Origin of the sequence: Dethiosulfatarculus sandiegensis (assembly GCF_000931935.2) — a bacterium.
In the GTDB taxonomy this organism is placed as follows: Bacteria; Desulfobacterota; Desulfarculia; order Desulfarculales; family Desulfarculaceae; genus Dethiosulfatarculus; species Dethiosulfatarculus sandiegensis.
Genome location: NZ_AZAC01000067.1, coordinates 110,955 through 132,245, shown reverse-complemented (window position 1 = coordinate 132,245; position 21,291 = coordinate 110,955). Strand labels below are relative to the sequence as shown.

Annotated in this window: 21 protein-coding genes; 9 read left to right on the top strand and 12 right to left on the bottom strand. The window is 53.2% G+C overall.

Translation table 11 applies throughout. From position 1 onward, the window contains the following. Nucleotides 1-15: 15 nt before the first annotated feature. Nucleotides 16-1,350, bottom strand: a complete 1,335-nt coding sequence (locus tag X474_RS23275; protein WP_044352377.1) for a dihydrolipoamide acetyltransferase family protein — start codon at nucleotides 1,348-1,350, stop codon at nucleotides 16-18. Nucleotides 1,351-1,623: 273 nt separating this feature from the next. Here X474_RS23275 and X474_RS23270 point away from each other — a divergent pair, with 273 nt between their 5' ends. Next, on the top strand, nucleotides 1,624-1,905 hold the full coding sequence (locus tag X474_RS23270; protein ID WP_044352375.1) for a hypothetical protein: 282 nt from the start codon (nucleotides 1,624-1,626) through the stop codon (nucleotides 1,903-1,905). Here X474_RS23270 and X474_RS23265 read toward each other — a convergent pair. After that, nucleotides 1,891-4,005 (bottom strand): sigma-54-dependent Fis family transcriptional regulator, encoded by a 2,115-nt coding sequence (locus X474_RS23265; protein WP_197282245.1) that lies wholly within the window; start codon nucleotides 4,003-4,005, stop codon nucleotides 1,891-1,893. The genes X474_RS23270 and X474_RS23265 overlap by 15 nt on opposite strands. A 408-nt stretch (nucleotides 4,006-4,413) precedes the next feature. On the opposite strand from X474_RS23265, the gene X474_RS23260 reads away from it, so the two are divergent. Genes X474_RS23260 through X474_RS23250 form a run of 3 tightly spaced genes read left to right on the top strand, consistent with a single transcriptional unit; the run spans nucleotide 4,414 to nucleotide 5,514 of the window. Then, nucleotides 4,414-4,764, top strand: a complete 351-nt coding sequence (locus tag X474_RS23260) for a hypothetical protein (protein WP_044352374.1) — start codon at nucleotides 4,414-4,416, stop codon at nucleotides 4,762-4,764. A 9-nt stretch (nucleotides 4,765-4,773) separates the two neighbouring features. Then, nucleotides 4,774-5,055, top strand: coding sequence for a hypothetical protein (locus tag X474_RS23255; RefSeq protein WP_044352372.1), 282 nt, complete (start codon nucleotides 4,774-4,776; stop codon nucleotides 5,053-5,055). Nucleotides 5,056-5,100: 45 nt separating this feature from the next. After that, entirely contained in the window at nucleotides 5,101-5,514 is a 414-nt protein-coding gene (locus X474_RS23250; protein ID WP_044352371.1) for a ferredoxin family protein, read from the top strand. A 254-nt stretch (nucleotides 5,515-5,768) separates the two neighbouring features. Here X474_RS23250 and X474_RS23245 read toward each other — a convergent pair whose 3' ends face one another. The 6 genes from X474_RS23245 to pspA form a co-directional block, all read right to left on the bottom strand. Next, nucleotides 5,769-6,425, bottom strand: a complete 657-nt coding sequence (locus X474_RS23245; RefSeq protein ID WP_044352369.1) for a potassium channel family protein — start codon at nucleotides 6,423-6,425, stop codon at nucleotides 5,769-5,771. A 12-nt stretch (nucleotides 6,426-6,437) separates the two neighbouring features. Then, the gene (locus X474_RS23240) at nucleotides 6,438-7,778 is read right to left on the bottom strand and encodes a TrkH family potassium uptake protein (RefSeq protein WP_197282244.1); all 1,341 of its coding nucleotides are present in this window, start codon (nucleotides 7,776-7,778) and stop codon (nucleotides 6,438-6,440) included. Nucleotides 7,779-8,037: 259 nt separating this feature from the next. Beyond that, complete coding sequence (gene recQ, locus X474_RS23235) at nucleotides 8,038-9,858, bottom strand: DNA helicase RecQ (RefSeq protein WP_044352368.1); 1,821 nt, start codon at nucleotides 9,856-9,858, stop codon at nucleotides 8,038-8,040. Between the two features lie 224 nt (nucleotides 9,859-10,082). Continuing rightward, nucleotides 10,083-10,475, bottom strand: a complete 393-nt coding sequence (locus X474_RS23230) for a PspC domain-containing protein (protein WP_044352366.1) — start codon at nucleotides 10,473-10,475, stop codon at nucleotides 10,083-10,085. Further along, entirely contained in the window at nucleotides 10,472-10,714 is a 243-nt protein-coding gene (locus tag X474_RS23225; RefSeq protein ID WP_052515559.1) for a hypothetical protein, read from the bottom strand. The genes X474_RS23230 and X474_RS23225 overlap by 4 nt, the downstream gene beginning before the upstream one ends. A gap of 257 nt (nucleotides 10,715-10,971) precedes the next feature. Beyond that, entirely contained in the window at nucleotides 10,972-11,652 is a 681-nt protein-coding gene (pspA, locus tag X474_RS23220; RefSeq protein ID WP_044352365.1) for a phage shock protein PspA, read from the bottom strand. Nucleotides 11,653-11,909: 257 nt separating this feature from the next. Here pspA and pspF point away from each other — a divergent pair, with 257 nt between their 5' ends. From pspF to X474_RS23205, 3 genes are read left to right on the top strand one after another with little or no spacing between them, the layout of a single operon-like run. After that, nucleotides 11,910-12,956: a phage shock protein operon transcriptional activator gene (pspF, locus tag X474_RS23215; RefSeq protein WP_044352363.1), complete on the top strand. Its 1,047-nt coding sequence runs from the start codon at nucleotides 11,910-11,912 to the stop codon at nucleotides 12,954-12,956. Between the two features lie 25 nt (nucleotides 12,957-12,981). After that, nucleotides 12,982-13,776 (top strand): HD domain-containing protein, encoded by a 795-nt coding sequence (locus X474_RS23210; RefSeq protein WP_052515558.1) that lies wholly within the window; start codon nucleotides 12,982-12,984, stop codon nucleotides 13,774-13,776. Then, a complete protein-coding gene (locus tag X474_RS23205; RefSeq protein WP_052515557.1) occupies nucleotides 13,764-14,156 on the top strand; it encodes a protease inhibitor I42 family protein in 393 nt (130 codons plus the stop codon). The genes X474_RS23210 and X474_RS23205 overlap by 13 nt, the downstream gene beginning before the upstream one ends. A gap of 81 nt (nucleotides 14,157-14,237) precedes the next feature. On the opposite strand, the gene X474_RS23200 is transcribed toward X474_RS23205, so the two are convergent. Continuing rightward, nucleotides 14,238-14,690: a hypothetical protein gene (locus tag X474_RS23200; RefSeq protein ID WP_044352362.1), complete on the bottom strand. Its 453-nt coding sequence runs from the start codon at nucleotides 14,688-14,690 to the stop codon at nucleotides 14,238-14,240. A gap of 458 nt (nucleotides 14,691-15,148) precedes the next feature. Here X474_RS23200 and X474_RS23195 point away from each other — a divergent pair, with 458 nt between their 5' ends. Both X474_RS23195 and metC read left to right on the top strand, forming a co-directional pair. Continuing rightward, entirely contained in the window at nucleotides 15,149-16,690 is a 1,542-nt protein-coding gene (locus X474_RS23195) for a sigma-54 interaction domain-containing protein (RefSeq protein ID WP_197282243.1), read from the top strand. A gap of 327 nt (nucleotides 16,691-17,017) precedes the next feature. Further along, nucleotides 17,018-18,184, top strand: a complete 1,167-nt coding sequence (metC, locus tag X474_RS23190) for a cystathionine beta-lyase (protein ID WP_044352361.1) — start codon at nucleotides 17,018-17,020, stop codon at nucleotides 18,182-18,184. A 311-nt stretch (nucleotides 18,185-18,495) separates the two neighbouring features. Here metC and X474_RS23185 read toward each other — a convergent pair whose 3' ends face one another. The 3 genes from X474_RS23185 to X474_RS23175 form a co-directional block, all read right to left on the bottom strand. Next, the gene (locus X474_RS23185; protein ID WP_044352360.1) at nucleotides 18,496-19,020 is read right to left on the bottom strand and encodes a DUF4214 domain-containing protein; all 525 of its coding nucleotides are present in this window, start codon (nucleotides 19,018-19,020) and stop codon (nucleotides 18,496-18,498) included. Between the two features lie 209 nt (nucleotides 19,021-19,229). After that, a complete protein-coding gene (locus X474_RS23180; RefSeq protein ID WP_044352359.1) occupies nucleotides 19,230-19,913 on the bottom strand; it encodes an ATP-binding protein in 684 nt (227 codons plus the stop codon). Further along, the gene (locus X474_RS23175) at nucleotides 19,910-20,872 is read right to left on the bottom strand and encodes a GntR family transcriptional regulator (RefSeq protein ID WP_044352357.1); all 963 of its coding nucleotides are present in this window, start codon (nucleotides 20,870-20,872) and stop codon (nucleotides 19,910-19,912) included. The genes X474_RS23180 and X474_RS23175 overlap by 4 nt, the downstream gene beginning before the upstream one ends. Between the last annotated feature and the right edge of the window lie 419 nt (nucleotides 20,873-21,291).

Here is a 21,291-nt window from a genome sequence, read left to right as displayed (position 1 = left end):
TCCACCTTTCCGAACTCAAAGCAGGGCCAGAGACGGGTTTTCCAGGTACAAGGCCACGGTCTCCAAAAAGGCGTGAGCCGGAGCCCCGTCCACCACCTGGTGGTCATAAGTCAAGCTGATGGTCATGTATTTACGTTCGGTGACTTCACCGTTTTTCATGGCCAGCCGATCCTTTACCCGTCCCACACCTAGTATCCCGGTTTCAGGGGGGCGCAGAATGGGGGTGAATCCATCGACCTTGTACATGGAAGTGTTGCTTATGGTGAAGGTGCCCCCGGTCACCTGGTCCACCTCAAGCCGCCCCTTGCGGGCCTTGGTCGCCAGCTCCCTGGCCTCCCTGGCTATCTGCAAAAGTCCCTTTTTGTCCGCATCCTTAAGCACCGGCACAATCAGGCCTTCGGGCAAGGCCACGGCAATGCCCATATGCACATCCGGATGCAAAAGGATCTCTTCGCCGACCAGGGTGGAATTCATGATTGGATGCCGTTTCAAGGCTCGGGCGACGATGCAGATGAGAATGTCGTTATAGGAAACCTTCACAGACTCGTCGCGTTTGAACTCCTCGCGAATCTGGTCGCGCATGGCCGCCATCCGGGTGACGTCTATCTCCACAAAGGCGGTTAGCTGGGCTGCGTTCTTAAGGCTGGCCATCATATTTTCGGCCACTGCCTTGCGCATGCCGCTGAAGGGAATTTTCTCCGGGACTGAAGGCGCTGCCGACCCGGCCGCGCCGGGCGCGGAACCTCCGGCCATAAAGCGCTCCACATCCTCTTTGGTGATTTTCCCGTTCTCCCCGGTGCCGGAAACCAGGTTAAGATCCACTCCGTTATCCTGGGCAATCTGCTTGGCCAGGGGGGTTGCCTTGGGTTCGGGCGGGCCTTGCTCGTGGAACTTTTGCACATCTTTCTCGGTTATGCGGCCATTGGGGCCGGTGCCCTCAACCAGGGAGATATCCACGCCAAGTTCCTTGGCCAGCCGCCTGGCGGCCGGACTGCAAGGTTTGAAATCCGATTTGGGTTTGGCGGCAGGTTTTTGGGCGGCAGGTGCGGGAGCGGGCTCTCCGGTCTCGGCGGGAGCGGCAGCCCCGGCTTCCACTTTGGCCGGGGTCTCTCCCGGCTCGGCCAGTACAGCCAATACCGTGCCCACCGGCACCTTGGAGCCTTCGGCCACCACTATCTGATGCAATATGCCGGAGGCGGGCGACTCCACCTGGTTGGTGATCTTTTCGGTCTCAACCTCAAAAAGCGGCTCGCCCTTTTCCACTGCGTCGCCGGGCTGTTTGAACCACTTGCTTACAATCCCCTCTTCCATGGTCAGGCCCCATTTGGGCATGGTTACTTCAACGCTCACGCCTTTGACCTCCTTATCGAAAAAGTCACTCCGGCTTGAACCGGGGATCAGGTTTCATATCCATGGGCTGTTCAGAATCCAGGCGGCACTCAGATGCCCCTGCCTGTCTAAACAACCTCCGGGTTTCATCAAGCTACTAAATTGCAACCCGCATGCCAGGGCATTAGAAAGACTTATCGCCTGGCCTCAAGCCTGCCGAAACCAAGCATTCCCTAAATGATCATTCTAGTTAACTGGTTGATTAATTTATTTTTTTAAGGAGCCAAATAAAAAATGACAGGTTACGTGCCAATGGTTTCCCCGACTGAAAAAACCTTAATTCCTGTTAAACAAAAAGCGGTCAATTGTTCAGAAATCGAACACCATCAAGAAAGGAACTCTAAGAGGAAACATCCTGCCCGAAAATTGAACAAGAGAGCTCTTTCGGAAAGTGTTTCAGGAGGGTTTCCTAAAAACAGCCCAAAGCAAAGAACTGGCAGCAAAGGTGCTTTAGCTTATGATTCAAAGCGGTTATACAAAAAAAGCTTAAAAAGGAAGATTTCAGGGATGTACTGAATTCGAACAGATATCCTTGCCCGACCTCCCTCTGGCCGAGTAGAGCACAATACCGTGGCGGCGAATCTTGTCATAAAGCGTATTACGGCCTATGCCCAGGGCCCTGGCGGTTTGGCTGACATTTCCCTTGTAAAGGCTCAAGGCCTCTAAAATGGCTCTTTTTTCCAACTCTGCCAAGGGCAATATATCTTGGTCTTGCGACTCACCGTCTGGAGCGCCAAGCCTTTGAACCTCTTTGGGCAGATCAGCCAAACCTATGCGTTTTTTGCGGCAAAAGTTAACCGCTCTTTCCAGGGCGTTTTGCAGTTCACGCACATTGCCCGGCCAGGAATAGGCAGCCAAGGCTTGCTTGGCGGGCTTGGTAAAGCCCGAGATCTCCTTGCCCTGCCTCAAGGCCAGGCGGGAAAGAAAATGTAAGGCCAAAAGCGGGATATCTTCCTGGCGCTTTCTGAGGGAGGGAATCTCCATGGCCACTACATAGAGCCTGTAAAAAAGATCCCTGCGGAAATTGCCCTTTTCCACCTCTTGATTCAGGTCCCGGTTTGTGGCCGCTATTATGCGCACGTCAGCCGTGCGGATCTTCCCGCCGCCAACCCTGCGGAAGGTGCGATTCTCCAAAAAACGCAACAGATTGACCTGAATCTCCAAAGGCATCTCCGCCACTTCGTCCAGGAACAGGGTGCCGTGGTCCGCCTGCTCCAGCTTGCCCGGCCTGCCGCCTTTTGTGGCTCCGGTAAAGGCCCCATCCGTATACCCGAAAAGCTCGCTCTGCACCAGCTCCTTGGTAAAAGCGCCGCAGTTTACAGCCACAAAAGGCTTCCGGCTCCTGGCCCCGGCCTGGTGTATGGCCTGGGCAAAGACCTCCTTGCCCACCCCGCTCTCTCCCAGTAAAAGCACGGTTGAGTCGCCTTTGGCCGCGGCTTTGGCGTGTTCAACCACTTGTTTCAGCTCCCGGCTTTTCCCCATGATATCTGCAAATCCATAGGTTACGGGGTCACCCTGTTGGAGCGCAGCCTTAATCCGGGTATCGGGGTTTTCGGCCAGGGTGAGCAGAAATCCTCCTCTATGGCCTTGGCTATCCTGAAACCCCCGGCAGTTGAAAAAGCCTGTGACGGTGCCTTTTCCAGTGTGTATCCGAGCGGTTCCCTGCACTCCCTGGGAGGCCTCCAGGGCGGTCTTAAGCGCACCGCCAATCGAGAAGAAAGATTGGTAGGGTCTGCCCAAAAGCCCTTGCAGAGAGCGCCCCAAAAGCCTGGAAGCCGCCTGGTTGGCCTCCACGATTTCGCCTTGGGGGTTTAAGGTGAGGACCGGCTCGTTCACCATCTGCAAGACTGCGTCTATTTTATTTTTGCGCCTTAGAAGCTCATGCCATCCGTGCTCCAGGCCTATACGGTCTTCAATAAACAGTGAGGCGGCCTTGGCCATCTCCAAAATTTTGGGGTTGGCGTTTTCCATGGGGCCCGAAATATCCAGGCAGCCCACCGGAGAGCCGTTCGGAGCCAGGATGGGGGAAGCGGCGCAGGTCCATTTATGGTGGCCGTCGTTGTAGTGCTCGCGGCCGGTCACCTGTACATGGGTGCCGATAGTCAGGGCGGTTCCTATGGCATTGGTTCCCACACTGAACTCGGACCAGTTCGCCCCCGGACCGAAATTAAGGCCCTCGGCCTGTCTCAAGGCGCTTGCATCACCGACGCTTCTGATGATGTAACCATCCTGATCCACCAGAACCACCATAAAGGGCTGATCTTTGAGCCAAAGATTCAAGGCATCCATAACCGGGGCCGAGATCTCAAAAAGGCTTCCTTCGCGCTTGCTTAGCTCCCTGGGGGAAAGAATATCCCGGCAGGCCCCTCCGGCAAACTCCACCTCGGCCTTATGGCAACGGCTCCAGGAAGCAATTATGTGGGACGCAGCCAGGCCCGGACGAATCTTGCCTGTCTTTACAAAGTTCCGCCAGGTTTGGCTATCCGGAATGGGGCGGGTTGACGGGGCGTAGCCAGGCAGCGCGACAGGTCGATCAACGGCAAATAAATCCGGAGACTTTTTGCCTTTTCGGGCGACCAGTCTGAGTTCTTTGCCCCTTCTGATCAGCTGATACATCTGCACACCTTTTAGGCGCCTGGGCTGAAATGCCAAATCCTCGGAAAACAAAAAGCGCCTTCTGTGTCGGGGACAAGTCATTCCCAATATTTGCAGATTATATACTATGACAAATAAGTTAAAAAAGAAACCATACAATGGGAATGTTCCTATCTTGGGCTAGGGCTATCTAAAGACGGCAAGGGGAGTAACCTCATCCTCAAGCGGGCCAAGCAAATAATATATGAAAAATTGCCGCTGAAGCAGCAAGTTAACTTACTCAGCCCCAGTTGGATTCACCTGATGATTAAGTGCGCTATCTTTTTCTAAGGCCGCTTTTTACTAAAGCCATAGACATTACAGGTTCACATGTTTTAAGAAAGAACAACACAAAAACAACCCCCGGAATCTGCGCAAAAAGCAAACAAAATGAGCGATGGTTATCACAGGCTGGCCCCTCATCTGGCCGGGCTGGTCATGGGCTGTCCCTATTCCGAAGCGCTGTTGGACCTTTTAAAGAAGATGTTCAATACCGAGAAGGCGGGGGTTCTTTTGGGGATTCCCAATGATCTCATGCCCCTTGAAGCAGCATCCTCAAAAGAAATAGCAGGCCGCCTGGGCCGGGGAAACAGCGAGGTGGAGCCTGTTTTAAAGCGTCTGGCTCAAAAAAACCTCATCCTCTCCGCACCCACTCAAAAGGCGGAACCGGGTTATGGCCTGTTGCAGGTGGGCTACGGCATGCCCCAGACCAGTTTTTGGCACGGCAGGCAGGATGAATAAGCCGCCCGCGTGGCCAGGCTGGTGGCCCGCTGTTTTCGCCCCAAAATCACCGAAGAGGTCTATGGAGGAGGAAAAACCAAGTGCTACCGCCACATACAGGTGGGGCAGGAGGTGAAAGCCCCGATCCAGGGGGTGATGCCCTATGAACGCATGGAACAGATAGTGCAAAATACTGAAAAAATCGCAGTGTCCCAATGTCCCTGCCGAGTTTCGGCCAGGGCGGCGGAGTTTGCTGACTGCAACCACAGCCTGGAAGTATGTATAAAGAAGTATGATCAGATGGGCGAATAGGTCATAGACCGCAAGCTGGGACGCCCCCTTTCCCGAGACGAGGCCATGTTCATTTTAGCCAACGGTGAAACCGAAGGCCTGGTGCATATGGTGGATAACGCCCAGGGCGGGATCAACCACACCTGCAACTGCTGTGGCTGTTATTGCTGGAACTTGGAGCTTATAAAGCGCAGAAAAATACCCAGGGACACCCTGATGGCGGTCCATTACCTGCGCCGCACCGAAATGGACGCCTGCATAGGCTGTGGAGCCTGTGGCGATATATACCCGGTGGATGCGGTGACCAAGCAAGACGACCTTCCGGTGGTTGACCAAGATTGGTGCATCGGCTGCGGGGCCTGCACCGGCCCCTGCCCCACCGACGCCATAAGCCTTGAGGCCAGAGGGCAGGAAAAGCCGGCCCAGGATGTGAACACCATGTTTGAACGCATAAGGCGGGAAAGAGAGTTGCTTGGCTGAATCAAGGCTCTATAACCAGGCGCTTTTTTTAGTGGACAAAGGCCTGCCGGGTTAACCCGGCAGGCCTTCGCTTGCTGACAAAGTCCTCCTGGACTTTGTCAGAGGCCACTTGGCAAAAACGTGGTTTTGTCAAGTGGCTCGAATTACTCGTCTTAAGAAATTCTCGCAATTCGGCGAGCCGTCCATGGCCCGCATTCAGGCTGTTTGTCAACAGCCTGAGGCCTGCCGTTAACCCGGCAGGCCTTTAAATATTGTCAGGCCGACTCGTCGCCCAGTTTTTCCAGGTCTTTCCGGGCTCCCACCACCACCAGGACGTCGGAATCCTTCACCACATAATCGGGCGAGACCACAAGGTGGATGCGCTTGGGGATTATCTCCCGCACGGCCACCACGTTGATATTGAACCTGCGCCTTAAATCCAGCTCAACCAGGGTCTTGTTCAGCATCCAGGAAGGCGGAGCCAGCTCCACTACGGAAAAATCATCTGAGATCGGCAGGTAATCCATAAGATCCGGGTTGGAAAGGCTCATGGCCAGGCGGTCGGCAGCCTCCCTTTCGGGAAAAACCACGGAATCCGCCCCCACCCGCCTTAAAATGCGTTCGTGCTCCGGGGTGACCGCCTTGCAGACCACGGTCTTGGCTCCCATTTCCTTGACCAGAAGGGTGGACATCACACTGGCCCCCATGTCGTGGCCCAAGGCCACCACCACGGCGTCCATCAGCCCCATGCCCATCTCTTCCAAGAGTTCCTTTTGGGTGACGTCCCCGACCACGGCCTGATCGCAATAATCCTTTACCTGCGACACGGCGGACTGATCAAGATCCACCACATTCAGGTTGTGACCCGCCTTATGCAGGCTCAAAACCAGGCTGCGGCCAAAAGTCCCCAGGCCAATAACTGCGATATTCATGACAACTCCTTGTCAACCGATCATTATGCGTTCTTCGGCCAAACTAAAGGACCTGACCGCCACCCTCTTGGAAAGGGAATAGACAAAGGTGAGGGGCCCAATACGGCCTATGAACATAAGCGCGATCACCACCAGCTTGCCGGCCCAGTTGAGGTGGCCGGTGGCCCCCAGGCTGAGCCCCACCGTGCCAAAGGCGCTCACCGCCTCAAAGGCCAATACCAGGGTCTCACCCCTGGCCTCGGCCAGGGGGCTTTGATTAAGCTCCAGGCTCACCAGAATCAAACTGCCCACAAAGACCACCACCAAAGAACACATCACCAGGGCAAGGGCATTGGCCAACTGGGAATCACTGACCGCGCGACCGCACATGCCCGCCCAATTCTTGCCCTGCACCCGATTTTTAACCAGTAAAACCAAAACGGCAAAGGTGGTGGTCTTGACCCCGCCTCCGCAGGAGCCGGGTGATGCGCCGATAAGCATCAAAAACATTACAACTAAAATCGAGGCATTACTCAAGTCACTCATCTCAATGGTGTTGAATCCGGCTGTACGTGGGGTGAGGGAGGTGAAGACAACCGGCCAGATTCCCTCTTGCCAGGCCTCTCCTCCATTGGCCATAAACTCGAAAAGAGCCAGCACCAGAGCCCCCAGCACAAAGAGCCCCAGGGAGCTGAACAGCACCAGCCTGGTGTTAAGGGAAAGGCGCTTGGGACGCACGCTCTTTCGCGTACGCCACCTTGTCACCAGCTCCCGCATAACCAAAAAACCGATTCCCCCGGCGACAATTAAAAATAAAATCACCGAGTTAACCAGGGGATCATGGGCATAATCCACCAGACTGTTCGAGAACAGGGAAAAACCGGCGTTGCAAAAGGCGCTGACACAATGGAACCCGGCCAGGGCCAGGGCCTTGGGCCAGGCGTAATCCTGGCCAAACCTCACCCAAAGCAGGAGGGTTCCCAAAAACTCCAGGCAGAGGGTGTAGATAACCACATCCTTGGCCAGGGAGTGGACCTGTTGGCCCGGCACGCTGCCAAAGGCCTTGGACAGGGTCCTGTGGGTCTTGGGGCTGGGTTTCTGACCGGAGAGGTACAAAAGCGCCACCCCATAGGTCATGATGCCCAGACCACCTATCTGGATAAGCAGAAGAATCAGGGCCTGGCCCCAGGGTGACCAGGCAGTGGCGGTGTCGACTGTGATCAGCCCGGTCACACAGACCGCGCTGGTGGCGGTGAAAAGACAATCCAAAAAGGAAATCGGCTGTTCACCCTGCATCACAGGCAGATAAAGGCCCAGACTGCCCAGAATAATCAGCAGGCCAAAAGAAGAGGCCAGCATTCTGAAGGGGGTCATGAAGCGGCCCATAAAACGTTTTAAAATTTCCAAAGGCAAACCTCGTTTAAAGGAATCAGGCTGTTGACAAACAGCCTGAACACAGGCCGCGAACTCACTCCGGAAACCGATATTTGGGGAGCGCCGAATAACGGCCCACCGAATTTCGAGGATTTGGCAACCCAGGAATTCGGACCGGTTGATGGAACCCAAGTTCTATCAACCTCATCTGAAACAAAAGGCTATATATGCCCCAAACAGTATATTTTGCAAGCCCTTATCACGAAAGGCTTTCCTTGACTGCCTGCAAAAAGGCCCTGCCGTATCTTTTCAATTTGGTCTGTCCCACCCCGGAAAGCAAGGATAATTCCTTTTTATTCCGTGGCTTTTCCCGAGTGATCTCAACCAGGGTGGAGTCATGAAAAATAATATAGGGCGGCACGCCCTGTTCCTTGGCCAGTTCCATGCGCAGGCTGCGCAGGGAACTGAAGAGCTCCTCGTCGGATGGATCATCAAACAAGGCCTTGGCCCGGCTTCCCCCGCTGCTGGGGGATTTTCGAGGCGTCAAAACCTCTTTCCTTAACCGTATCTCTTTTTCGCCCCTTAACACAGCCCTGGATTCAGGGCCCAGGCGCAGGCCGCCGTGGCCAGCCACATCCACGCTCAAAAGTCCCAGGGAAGTAAGCTGGCGCAAAATGGAACGCCAGCCGTTTCTTGAATGCTCCTTGCCAATGCCCCAGGTGCTGAGGTTGTTGTGCCCCAGATCCCGCACCCTTTGGTTGTCGCTGCCCAAGAGCACATCAACCACATGGTTGGCCCCAAACCTCTGACCCGTGCGGTATACGCAGGACAAGGCCTTTTGGGCCGCCTCGGTGCCGTCAAAACTCTCCACCGGCTCCCGGCAGGTGTCGCAATTGCCGCAAGGCTCGCAGGTGTCGCCAAAATACTCCAAGAGCACCTGCCTGCGGCAACGCACAGTCTCGCAGAAGCCTAAAAGCGCATCCAGCTTCTGCCTTTCTATGCGCTTTTGCTTTTCAGCGGCGTTTGAGTTCTCAATGAACATCTTCTGCTTAACCACATCTTCCAGGCCATAAACCATCCAGGCCTCGGAAGGCAGGCCGTCCCTACCCGCCCGGCCGGTCTCCTGGTAATAGGCCTCCAGGCTCTTGGGCAGATCCAGATGAGCCACAAAACGCACATCCGGCTTGTCTATGCCCATGCCAAAGGCGATTGTGGCGGTTATGATGATCCCCTCTTCCTTGAAAAACCTGTCCTGGTTGGCCCGTCTTACTTCTTTATCCAAGCCCGCGTGATAAGGAAGCGCCTTATATCCCAGTTGATTCAGCCATTCGGCCGTACGCTCCACCTTGTCCCTGGAGATACAATAGACAATGCCCGAATCCCGGGGAGAGCGCCCGGCCAGAAAATCGGCCAGCTGCTTGCGCTGGTTAAGTTTGGCCTTTACCGAATACTGAATATTGGGCCGGTCAAATCCGGAGATAAAGAGCCTGGGCTCCATCAACTCAAGCCCCTGCACCATATCCAGCCGGGTGGGTTCGTCTGCCGTGGCCGTTAAAGCCAGACGCGGAACCTGAGGAAACATCCTGCTTAATATATTGAGTTTCTGATACTCGGGCCTGAAGTCATGCCCCCATTGGGATACGCAATGAGCCTCGTCAATGGCAAAAAGCGCCAGAGGGCAGGTTCCCAAAAAATCCAAAAATCCCTGACTTGAAAGGCGTTCCGGGGAAAGATAAACCAGATCCAGCTCCCCTTGAGCCATGGCCTGTACGACCTCCCGGGCTTCATCCCGCTCAAGGCTGGAGTTCAAGGCCGCGGCCTTTACGCCATATTGGTTGAGGGCCTGAACCTGGTCGGCCATTAAGGCAATCAATGGCGAAATCACCACCCCCACGCCGGGCCTGCACAGGGCGGGCACCTGATAGCAAAGGGATTTGCCCCCACCGGTGGGCATCAAGACCAGGGCATCGCCTCCCTTCAGCACATGATCAATAATCTCCGCCTGTTGTCCCCTGAAGGACTCGAAACCAAAGACATTCTGCAAAACTTCTTCCGGCAGGCGGGAATCAAGCGGGCCCATATGGGGTTCTTCTCCTGGCATCCATCTAATGGAAAAACAAAATCTGCTGGTAACACAAGCAAAAATTTACCAAGCGGGAGGGCTCCGGGCCAGGATTGGTTTTAGAGGCCGAGGCTTAAAAAACAGTAAGCCACCGCCTCCCGGTGTGGGCGGGAGGCGGTGGCTTTGGGAGGAATTAGACCACAAGAGGTCAAGGTTGCTTTAACGAGGGGTTATATAATTGATTAACTGCGAACTTTGCGCTCCCAGTCAAAGTCTCTGGAGGTGACTGCGTCTTCCAGCCTACGCAGGCGTCTTTCCAGGCCGGAATGGGTCTTTTTCAATCGTGTGGCAGCCATGCGCCTGGAGCCTGCGTAGGAGTTGTAAAACTCCTCCTCAGTATCATCCATGGGCCTGATCACCGGTTCGGCCTTCATGACCAGGGCCATGACCACATAGAGGATGCCCACCGGCCACAGCCCGGTGAAGATAAAGGCCACCAGGGTGAAAAATCTGACCCAGCCCACAGAAAAATCATAGTATTCGGCCAAGCCCCGGCAGACCCCAAGAAACAGGCCGTTGCGGGAACGGTAAAGCCCTGATCTTCTTTTTATGTTAATGCGGTCGAACAAGCTCATTTTCTTTCTTTTCTCCCCTGCTCATCCAAGAGGATGGTCTCCAGGGCCTCAATCCTCTGTTCCATGCGGCCCAGTTCCTGGTGAAGTTCCTGGATGATTTTAGCTTCCTCATCCAGCATGCCGTCTTGTTTGCCTTCTGTATTTCCGCGCACTATCTTCACTATCCCCAGGGCCAAACCCGCCAGGAGCAAGAGAACCAAAAAGAAAAAACCCAGCATGCCTACCATGAAATGTCCCACTTCAACTCCTTAGTCGGATTGTCCTGATCAAGGGTTACAGGATTCCCGTCTCATCCGCCGGGCCTGCGTGTAAAAGGCTCCCGGGGCGGGGCAAGGCCCTTTGCCTTAAACTCCTTCAAGAATCCCGGTAATGGGGCCCCGCCTGAAAAACCTGAAATCAAATACCGCTGTAATAAATTACCCCAAAAGTCCCTTACCTGGCTCTAAAAGGGGTAACCATCTACAACAACTTTCCCCCAAAAGCCTGCGCGGTCCACTCAAACAGCGGTTTCCTTGTCCGAGCCGCGGCGGGTCTTGAGCTCCATAAGCTCTCTTTCAATATCGTCGTCCTGCTCCAGACGGCTGAATTCATCGTCCAGGTCAGCAGGCTTGTGGCCCAGGTTCACCAGCTCCGCCTCGGCCTCCATGCGCTCCACCCGGTTCTCAAACTGGGAAAAACGGATGAGAACATCCGAGGAGTCCGCCCGGCGCATATCGGTCTGGGCGCGCTTCTGATTCTTGGCGTGGATGTGCCTCTGCACCAACACACGCTGTTTCTCGCGCACCGAGGCCAGCTTTTCCTCAAGCTGCAGAATATCGGACTGGTACCTGTCTACTACACTATGGCATTGTCTCAGCTCTTCTTCCAGAAAATCAATACGGCCATCATAGCGTTTCTTTTCCCGCAAGGCGTCACGGGCCAGGTCATCCCTGCCCTTTTCCACGGCAAAAGCGGCCTTGTCTCCCCACATATCAGACTTGGTGCGCACCGCATCCAGTTCGCGCTCCACCTTTTTGGCCGCGGCCATGGCCCCTGCGCAAGATGCCTTGATCTCAACCAGGGTGTCTTCCATCTCCTGAATCATAAGACGAATAAGCTTCTCCGGGTCCTCGGCCCGATCCAGCATGGCGTTTATATTGGAACTGATGATGTCACGCATCCTGGAAAAAATTCCCATCTCTATGCCTCTCTTTCCGGTTCATCACAGGCGTTCATTTGTTTCCGTTTGAAGGCACCGCCCTTGTCTTGGGCCCCAGACAGGGGCGGTGATTTTTCCCTTGAGCAAAGCAAAAGCCGGGCCAATTTTGCTTGAAATGTAATTTCACCATCTTTTCAAAGAGTTAGCCTGAAATATTCTTTGCTTGCATCTGAATTCTCAAGGGCCAAATTAACTCTTTTTTGGTTATTTTAACTAAAATATGGTATTTTTTACCAATGAAGCGAAACTCAACCGATCATACATCCCCGATCCAGCCCCAGGAGCCCCTGGGGCAAAGCGACGCCTTTCTGGAATTTATGCAGGATCTTTCCCGGGCAGCCAAGGTTGACCGTCCGGTGCTGATCCTGGGGGAGAGGGGGACCGGCAAGGAGCTTGCCGCCACCAGGCTCCATTTCCTCTCCTCCCGCTGGCAGGGTCCCCTGGTGACCTTAAACTGCGCCGCGCTTTCACCCAGCCTGATAGAATCCGAGCTCTTTGGGCACGAAGCAGGAGCCTTTACCGGAGCCCAAAGCAAAAGGGTGGGACGTTTTGAAGCCGCAGACCAGGGCACCCTTTTTCTGGATGAAATTGGAAACACCCCACTTACAGCCCAGGCAAAAATCCTGAGGGCCGTGGAGTACGGGGTTTTTGAAAGGGTCGGCGGATCCAGGCCGGTGACTGTGGACGCCCGCATAATCGGAGCCACCAATCAAAACCTCAAGCAAAAGGCCCTGAACGGAAATTTTAAAGAGGACCTTCTCGACAGGCTGAGCTTTGAGGTGCTGGTGGTGCCGCCCTTACGGCAAAGGGCGGAAGACATCCTTTTACTGGCCCGGCATTTTGCCGTGCGCATGAGCCATGCCATGGACTGGCCACAGGTGCCGGAGTTCAGCCTGAAGGCCCAGGAAGCGCTTATGGAATATCCCTGGCCGGGCAATGTACGCGAACTTAAAAACGTGGTGGAACGGGCTGTCTACCGCAGCGCGGGCGATGTCATTGAGACACTTGTTTTTGATCCTTTTGCAGGCCTGAAAGGGCTGGAGAGTCCAAAGGAACCAAGAAAAAAACCAAGGACTGAAAGCGCGCCGGACCCGAAACCGGAACCGGCACTACCCGTTGATTTGAAAGAAGAATTACAAAAAAAAGAAAAAGAATTCCTGCAAAAAGCCCTACAGAAAACAGGATTTAACCAAAAAGATGCGGCCAAACTCCTGGGCCTGACATATGATCAATTCAGAGGTTGCCTGCGCAAACACGGGGGGCCGGGCAAGATGTTTTCCTGATCAAGATCATAAAACGGTATCAATAATGCGCGAACATATCGAGTGGTTCAAATCCTACAGTCAAAAATTCCTCACCCGGGCTGATGAAAAAGACATTCCGGGAATCCAAATGAAGATCGATCACACCCTTAGGGTGCTGAAACAGGCCAGGCTTATCTGCCGCACCACTCATCCGGGGAAAGAGCTTACTTATCTGTGCGAGCTGGCAGCGCTTTATCATGACCTGGGGCGTTTTCCCCAGTACAGCCGATATAAGACCATGAGCGATGCCATAAGCGTGAACCATGCCCTTTTGAGCTTTAAAACCCTGCGTAAGACCAAAAGGCTGAAAGGCCTTTCCCCCAAAAACAGACGCCTGGTTTTAAGGGCGGTTTTTATGCACAACCGGCCGGAGTTGCCCCAGGGCCTGCCCCCTGACCTGGATTACCTGGCCCGGGTGTTGAGGGACGCGGACAAGCTGGATATCATGCCCGTGGTGATCGGTATGTTGAAGAAAGCCGAGAACAACCACGGCATCCCCTATCTTAACCTGCCCTCAGACCCGCAAAAATACTCACCCCATGTGATAGAACTCCTGCGCCAAAGAAAAAGGCCTCATATAAGCCAGGCCCACTGGTCCAATGATTACGTGCTTTTTATCTGCGGCTGGATCTATGACATGAATTTCCAGGCCACCTGGCGGCTGGTAGCCAAAAGAGGTTTTTTAGGGGTACTATTTAGTATGTTGCCCCAGACCCCGGATCTCTTGAGCCTGGGGGAACAGATTACAGGCGACCTGGCCCTTTTGGCTCAAGGAGAAAAAACGCCATGGGAAACCTGAAAATACTTTTCTGGGGGGCGCTTTTTCTGCTGATGCTCCCCTTGGGCTGCGCCGGGACCAACCTTCAATTTGACGGGGATCAATCACAGATCAAGGTCAAGGCCGGAGAAGAATTCACCATCTCCCTCAAGGCAAACCCCACAACCGGCTATGGCTGGCAATTGGTCTCCCCCCTGGACCCCAACCTGCTTAAATTGATGGGCTCCCGCTTTGAAAGAAAGCCATCCCAGCAAAAGCTTATGGGCGCAGGCGGCCATACGGTCTGGACCTTCAAGGCCCTTGGGCCGGGCAAGGCCGATCTGCTCTTTCACTATCAAAGGCCCTGGGAAAAAGACCAGGAACCGGCCCGCAGGAAAAGCTTCACCGTGGTTATAGACTGATCCGCCTTCAGCCGTTTTTGGGCCAAGGCCTTTAAAAGGTATTGGCCCGACTGGTCTCACTACCTATGCGGGAAAGGTGGATCAGGCCATATCGTTATTTGAGGTCCAGGTCAAAATAGAGCGGACCCCCAAATAATCCATGACCCTTTGCGGGTCAAACTCCCCGCTTTGCCTGAACTCCTCAAACAAGCTCAAAAGATCCTCGGGCTCTGTTTCCAAAGCCCCCTCACCTTCCAGGGGCGCCCCCAGGGGAAGAGAGAGTTGTTCCATAACTTCGGAATCCGTGTCCGCCAAAAATTCTGCATCTTCTTGTTCGACTTGGCCCACCAGAGGAAGCGGCGAGGTCAAAGTTCCCAGAACGGGTTCCAGCACAGAACTCAAGGACTCGTTGTTGCCTGACTCTTCAATGGACGTCAGATCCTGAGTTTTCATAACAGACTGCAAGAGCTGGTCAAAACCGGGCTGAACCTCTTTTTTGATCTCCGGAGAAAGACCGGACAAAAATGTCTTGGCATTCACCATTTCAACAGTCATGGTAGTGCCTCCTTTTACAAAATTGCTTCACCAGGGATTAAATGCAAAAAGGAAGCCAAGCACCCCTTTTAAAATAAGTATTTATTTTTAACAGGTTACCGCAAAATATCTCCCCCGGAACCGACTGAGAGGAAACTCTTACCCTGTTGAAAAGACCCACCGGAAAAACTGACAATAAGAGATCAGATACTATTTTTACTGCCACAGGTAATACAATGTACTAACTTGAAATTCATGATTTCTGCCTATCCCCGCTGGAATTTTTCAAGAATTTATTCGCTTTTCAGTTGTTATTGCCTACCATAGTTCCCCATTTTCATGATATATCGTTACTCACTCATCGGGGGAGATGCGGCTAAAGGGAGTGAACAAAAAAGACTGCTCCCTTGCAAAAACGACCGGCCCGAAATTCCTTTTAATACTGTGCTTGTTTGAAAAAGAAGAGGAGTGCACCTTAGATGCGCATGCCGCCTTTACACTTTTACAAGGCCATCTTTGAAGACCTGGACCCGGAAAAACTGCAAAAAAACTTTTTAGGGCTCCTTTTGGGCATACAAAACGTGGACCGTGGTTCCGTCTGGGTCAAGGCGGATGAAGGTTATCTTTGCCTGGAGGCCAGTGGAGAGGAAAGCCACCAGGTAAGGGGAGTGGTATTGCCTTTTGACAGCCCCAGCGTGGTGGGCTGGGTCATAGAAAACGGCGAAATGACCGTGGCCGAGGCCCACAAGGACCCCCGGCACCACCGGGAAATAGAAAGCACCATGACCAGGAAAAGCAGCCGTATCCTATGCTTTCCCCTTATCCTGACCAATGGAAGCGTTTACGGCGCGGTTGAAGTGATGGACACGGCCGAACAGGAGGAAAAGCTTAAGCTGGACCGGGAATACCTGCACCTTTTACAGCATATTGTGGATATATGCGCCATAGCCCTTTCCAACGCCCTTTCCTTTACAGACAAGCTGAACGAAAACATCCGTCTCAGACAAGCCCTCAAGGACCTGCGCTCCCAGGATAAGATCATAGGCCAAAGCAACAACTTTCTGCAGGTCATCTCCATGGTGAAAAACTATGCGAGTACGGATTTCCCGGTTCTGATCACCGGTGAAAGCGGTACAGGAAAAGACCTGATAGCCACGGAACTGCACAGGCAAAGCGCCCGCCGGGAAAAGGCCTTTTTAGTGCAGAACTGCTCGGCCATTCCGGACACCCTTTTGGAGAGTGAACTTTTCGGCTACAAAAAAGGGGCCTTTACCGGGGCGGACCGCAACAAGGTGGGACTATTCGAGGCGGCCCACCAGGGCACGGTTTTCCTGGATGAAATAGGCGATATGCCGCTGAATCTACAGGCCAGGATCTTGAGGGTGCTGCAAAACCAGGAGGTAAAGCCCCTGGGGGCCACCACCAGCCGCAAGGTTGATGTTCGCCTCATAGCCGCCACCAACAAGGACCTTAAAGAAGCGATTGGGCAGGGGAAATTCAGGGAAGACCTTTTTTATCGCCTGAATGTGCTGCCCTTGCATGTCCCACCCTTAAGGGAGCGAACCGAAGACATTTCCCTTATGCTGGAGCATTTCCTTTACCGAGAGGCCCATAAAATGGGGCTTAACCCCAAGCTGATCTCCAGCACCGCCCTGCAGAAACTCCTTGAATACCCCTGGAGGGGCAATGTAAGGGAGCTGGAAAACTTTGCCAAATACATCCTGGCCGCGGTTACCGGGAACACCATCTATGTCAGGGATCTGCCGGAACATATAAAAAACCCGATTTTCGGACTGAGCCATGAAAAGGAGACCCCGAAAGCCCAGAGCATAGAACCGGTGGGCTTGGAAGATCCTTCGCTTTTTTCCTTTGCGGATTTTAACTGGGAAGAGCTGGATCGGGCTTATATCTCTTTTCTATTGGAAAAAAACAAGTGGAACGTCACCCGGTCCGCCCATGACGCCGGGATAAAACGCTCCACCTTTGACTCCCGCATGAAAAAACTTGGTATAAGGCGTTAATATTACAGAAAAAAGCATATTCTTTTTTCAGCCGCGACTTTCCGAGATGTTTTTTTGCTAACTTGGTGCAGTTACGGAAACTTTTCACCTATGTAGTTTTGACGCATCATCCCCGGCCCGTAACGGAAGTCTTTTTCACAACGGCTCGGGCTTGGCAGGTCGGCTTTCAAGATATATGGTCAGTAATACAGCTCGGCGCAATCCGGCCAGGCAAGTCATTACTACCTGGAATTGTTTTCAAACAAGTTAATCCACTGCAATGCTGCCGGGTCTGCTCAGCCATGCTTTTCAGGACATTTAAACATCTTTTGATGGAGCACAAAAAATATGAAAACCGATACCAGAATAATTCACAGCGGACGTCATCCTGAAGAAAACCACGGTGTGGTGAACCCGCCGGTTTACCATGCCTCCACTATTCTTTTCCCAACTGTGGAAAAGCTTGAACACCGGGACCCGACCAAAAGAAAAAGCATTCACTACGGACTCTACGGAACCCCGACCACCTTTGGCCTGGAAGATGCCCTGGCCGAGTTGGAAGGCGGCTACGACACCAAGCTCTTTCCCTCCGGCCTGGCCGCCATTACGGTTCCCATGATGGCCTATCTCAAGGCGGGGGACCATCTCCTAATGGTGGATTCCGTCTATGGCCCCACCCGGAGATTTTGCGACAACTGGCTCACCCGCTTTGGGGTGGAGACGACCTATTACGATCCCATGATAGGAGCCGGGATAAGGGATCTGTTTAAGGGAAACACCAAATTGGTCTTTTTGGAGTCACCCGGCTCCATCACCTTTGAGGTGCAGGATGTGCCCGCCATTTGCGCCGAAGCCAAGGCCAGGGGCATCACAACCATGATCGACAACACCTGGGCCACACCGCTTTATTTCAAGCCTTTCGAGCACGGGGTGGATGTATCTTTGCATGCGGGAACCAAGTACATAAACGGTCATTCGGATGTAATGCTCGGCACGGCCACAGCCACGGAAGAGGCCTTCCCCGCCCTGAGCAAGGCGGCGACAGAGTTTGGCCAGACCATAGCGCCGGATGACAGCTACCTGGCCCTGCGCGGCCTGCGCACCATTTCGCTGCGCCTGAACCGCCATGAAAAGACAGCTCTCAAGCTGGCCCATTGGCTTGAAGACAGGGTTGAAGTAGAGCGGGTCCTCCATCCCGCCCTACCCTCCTGCCCGGGGCATGAATTTTGGAAAAGGGATTTCCTGGGCTCGAGCGGCCTCTTTGGGCTATTGTTGAAACCAGCCTCCAAAAAGGCGTTGGCAGCCATGCTGGACAACATGGAACTCTTTAAGATGGGCTATTCCTGGGGCGGATTTGAAAGCCTGATCCTTCCCCACGACCCGGCAGACATACGCACAGCCACCAAATGGCAGGCCGAAGGGCCTCTTCTCAGACTGCACGCCGGTCTGGAAGACCCGGAAGACCTGATCCGGGACTTGGAGAAAGGCTTTGAACGTCTGAACCAGGCAGGCTGATAGTCTTTTTAAAAAAACCCGCAAGGCGAATGCCTTGCGGGTTTTTTATAAACTAAATCAGAGTCTGAGCCCTACATCAAGTTCCGCCAAAGTAACAGACCAAGGCCAGGGACGGATTATTTTTTAAATATATAAAAACTCAGCCGAGCCGGGGTTTCCACTGCCATGGCCTGGCCATGATGCCTGTGGACCTCCCTTTCCGCTGCCTCACCGAGGGCAGGCCTTGCTCATGGCCAGGTGGCTTATATCCACACCTTCGGCCCTACCCCCGGCTTGGCGCATCAAGTTCAGTATCTGACCCGTGGCGCAACCTAATTCCAGGCTGGGGGAGGGGTCAAGGCTATCTTCGCCAGCCGCCTCTTATCATCATCGGCGCAAAGGCCCCAGCTATGGGGGTGGTCGTAATCTGCATAACGGTATAGCTTCTGTTCCAGCCAATCAAAATCATCCGGACTCTTGACCTTAAAAAACAAAGCTGTTTCATTGGGGTTTTCCAGTAAAGGCGCGACCTGATAGCGGTCTGGATGACGGTTATAAAGATTGGGCAGGGCCCTTTCTGATTCGCAGGAGCCAAAGAAATCCATCTCGGCCCGGTTTATGTATTCTTCGGTGCAGAGAATCCGCCGCAGTGTTTCCAAACGCGAAACACCCTGCCGCATATTTTCCAGATATTTCTTCAGGCCAGGCTCATCAGCCTTGCGATCAAGGAAAAACCGATGGCAAACCTCCACAAAACGTTTATCTGACAAGGTGTGCAGGTCCAAAAGCAGATTCGGATCCCAGGGCTCGTCCCGCCTCAAAATACGACGGTCTATTCTTCCCAGTAACCGACGCATAACACCCCCCCAACAAGAAAGCATGGTTAAACCATGCCAACAAACCTTGATAATAGGGCAGGATTCGGCAAGTGAAAGCATTACCCCCAAACAAGGACATAATGCAGAATAAGCTTACATCATCGATCATCAGGGCTGGTTACTGAATTTCCCCTAAGTTACAAACCTTGCTGAATGGACCCAAGACATTCACTAAGCCGACTGCGGGATTAATCTTCCACTGCCCGGGCCTTTTCCACCTGATGGCGAAAGACCATATCTATGGCCTCGCCGGGGCAGGTGGAGACGCAGAGGCCACAGCCGTAACAGGCATCGGGATCAAACTTCATCAAGCCGTCTTTCATCACCCTGGCCCCGAAGACGCAACGGTCCACACAGGCCCCACAGTGCAGGCAATCGTCTGAATTATCCCGGGCCACATATTCCGAGCGGGCGATCAGGTCTTTTCGCTTGTAGTTGATCAAAAGTTGCAGGTCGTGACAACAGCAGGAACAACAGCTGCACAGGCAATAGGGATATTGTTCCGGGCTGTACAGGGTAAGGTGCACCAGGCCGTGTTCATCGGCCAAACGCAGGACTTCTTCTGCCTTTTCCAGGTCTATTTCCCTGGCCTTGCCTTGTTTGATCATGAACTCGGCAAAGTCATTCAAAAAAAGGCAGGTCTCAACCGGGTTGTCGCAACGCTTGTATCTGGTGCGGCAGTCGCAGTCACCCAAGGCAAAAATCCTGGCATTGCGCAGAAAGCCCAAGGCCTGTTCAGTGGGCAGGACCCACTGTTTGGCCTCCAGGGACTCGCCAACCGGTATGACCTTGGAGGTATAGGGGACTTTTTTTTCAGCCAGCCATTTGTCATAGATGGAAAGCCTTTTTTCCAGAAATCCGTCATATCTCATGTGAATATCCTCTTAACGCCGGCCAGTCGGGAGCGTATCAACTTGATGCCGGAAGGGTCCAGGTCCAGCCTGACCTTGCGCACCGTTTTATCCGGTCCGGCCAGTTCCTTCACCCTGTCGTAGACATAGTGAGTGGCATAGATAACTTGACACTGTTTAAGCATCTGCCTGAATTTATCCGTATTGTCCAAGCCTGCCCAGATGCGGGTAAGCTTTGAGTCTTGAGCAAGATTAACACTTTTAAAAAAAGTCTCCGTACTGCGCTGGTTGGCGCAGGTGAGACCGATGGTTTTTCCATGGGGCTGATTGATAAGCTCGTTTAGAACCGCCAGATCAGGCTTCAGCAAAAGGCCCAGGATCTCCGGGGAGTCGGCCGGTAAAAGGGCCTTGAGTTCCCCCAGATGATTAAAACCGGTGACCACCAGGTCCACACCCTGTAAAAAATCCGCCGTTTTTTCAGGGTGCTCTTCCAACTCCTGAATCAAAAGCGGCCTTACCTTGCAACCTATCTCCTTTTGGAGCGTGCCGCCCATCTCATCCAAGGTTTCCCGGTTGCATTCCACGGTCATAACCAAACAGGAGCCTGGCTCCAGGGCATGGCGGGCCAAAAAACTCAAAAAGGCCCGGCCGGTTTGTTTGTGGTCATAGCCCAGGGTCAAGGCCTGTTCCAGGGTACGGTTAAACAATTCTTCCAAAGAGGCGTGCCTGCTTCTTGTTTTGGCCCCCTTTGAAACCCTGGTCCCCGACCCCACGGAACTCTCCACCCAGCCTTGACGGGCCAGTTCCCGGTAGGCGGACCAGGTGGTGTTTCGGTTCACAGCAAGAGTCCTGGCCAAATCCCGGGCCGAAGGCAACTCCTGACCCGGCTGTAATGCACCGGACTCTATCAGGCCCAGGATGCCTTCCCTGATCTGGCCCTTGAGGCTTAAGGGGCTATGGCGGTCCAATTTAAAATTCATAGTGTCCTATGATATTAAGACACTTAGTTCCAGTCAAATAAAATCTCCCAAAAACATACCTTTTCCTTGGGTAAATGCAACTGCCCATAGACCTGAAAAATAAACAAAACCAAATAAATTCCGCAACTTAACAAACACCCTGTCTCTAGGGATGTTTACCGGCAGTTTAAAAAGATTCAAGCGAAGATCTTAATTACAAAAAGGCCCCCTCTGAATAGTCCAAAGAGGCATAACCGCGGCTTTATTTTAAAAATACAAGTTAATATGGAGTACAATTTTTTATTTTAAATTATTATTTTTATAAATTATGCCTAATTTTATTTGACCATACAAAAATAGCATGATAATTACACCAACGTGGGGGAACACAGACAAATCAACAAATTCAGGGCCTATGGGGGCCGCCTCCACCTATAGAC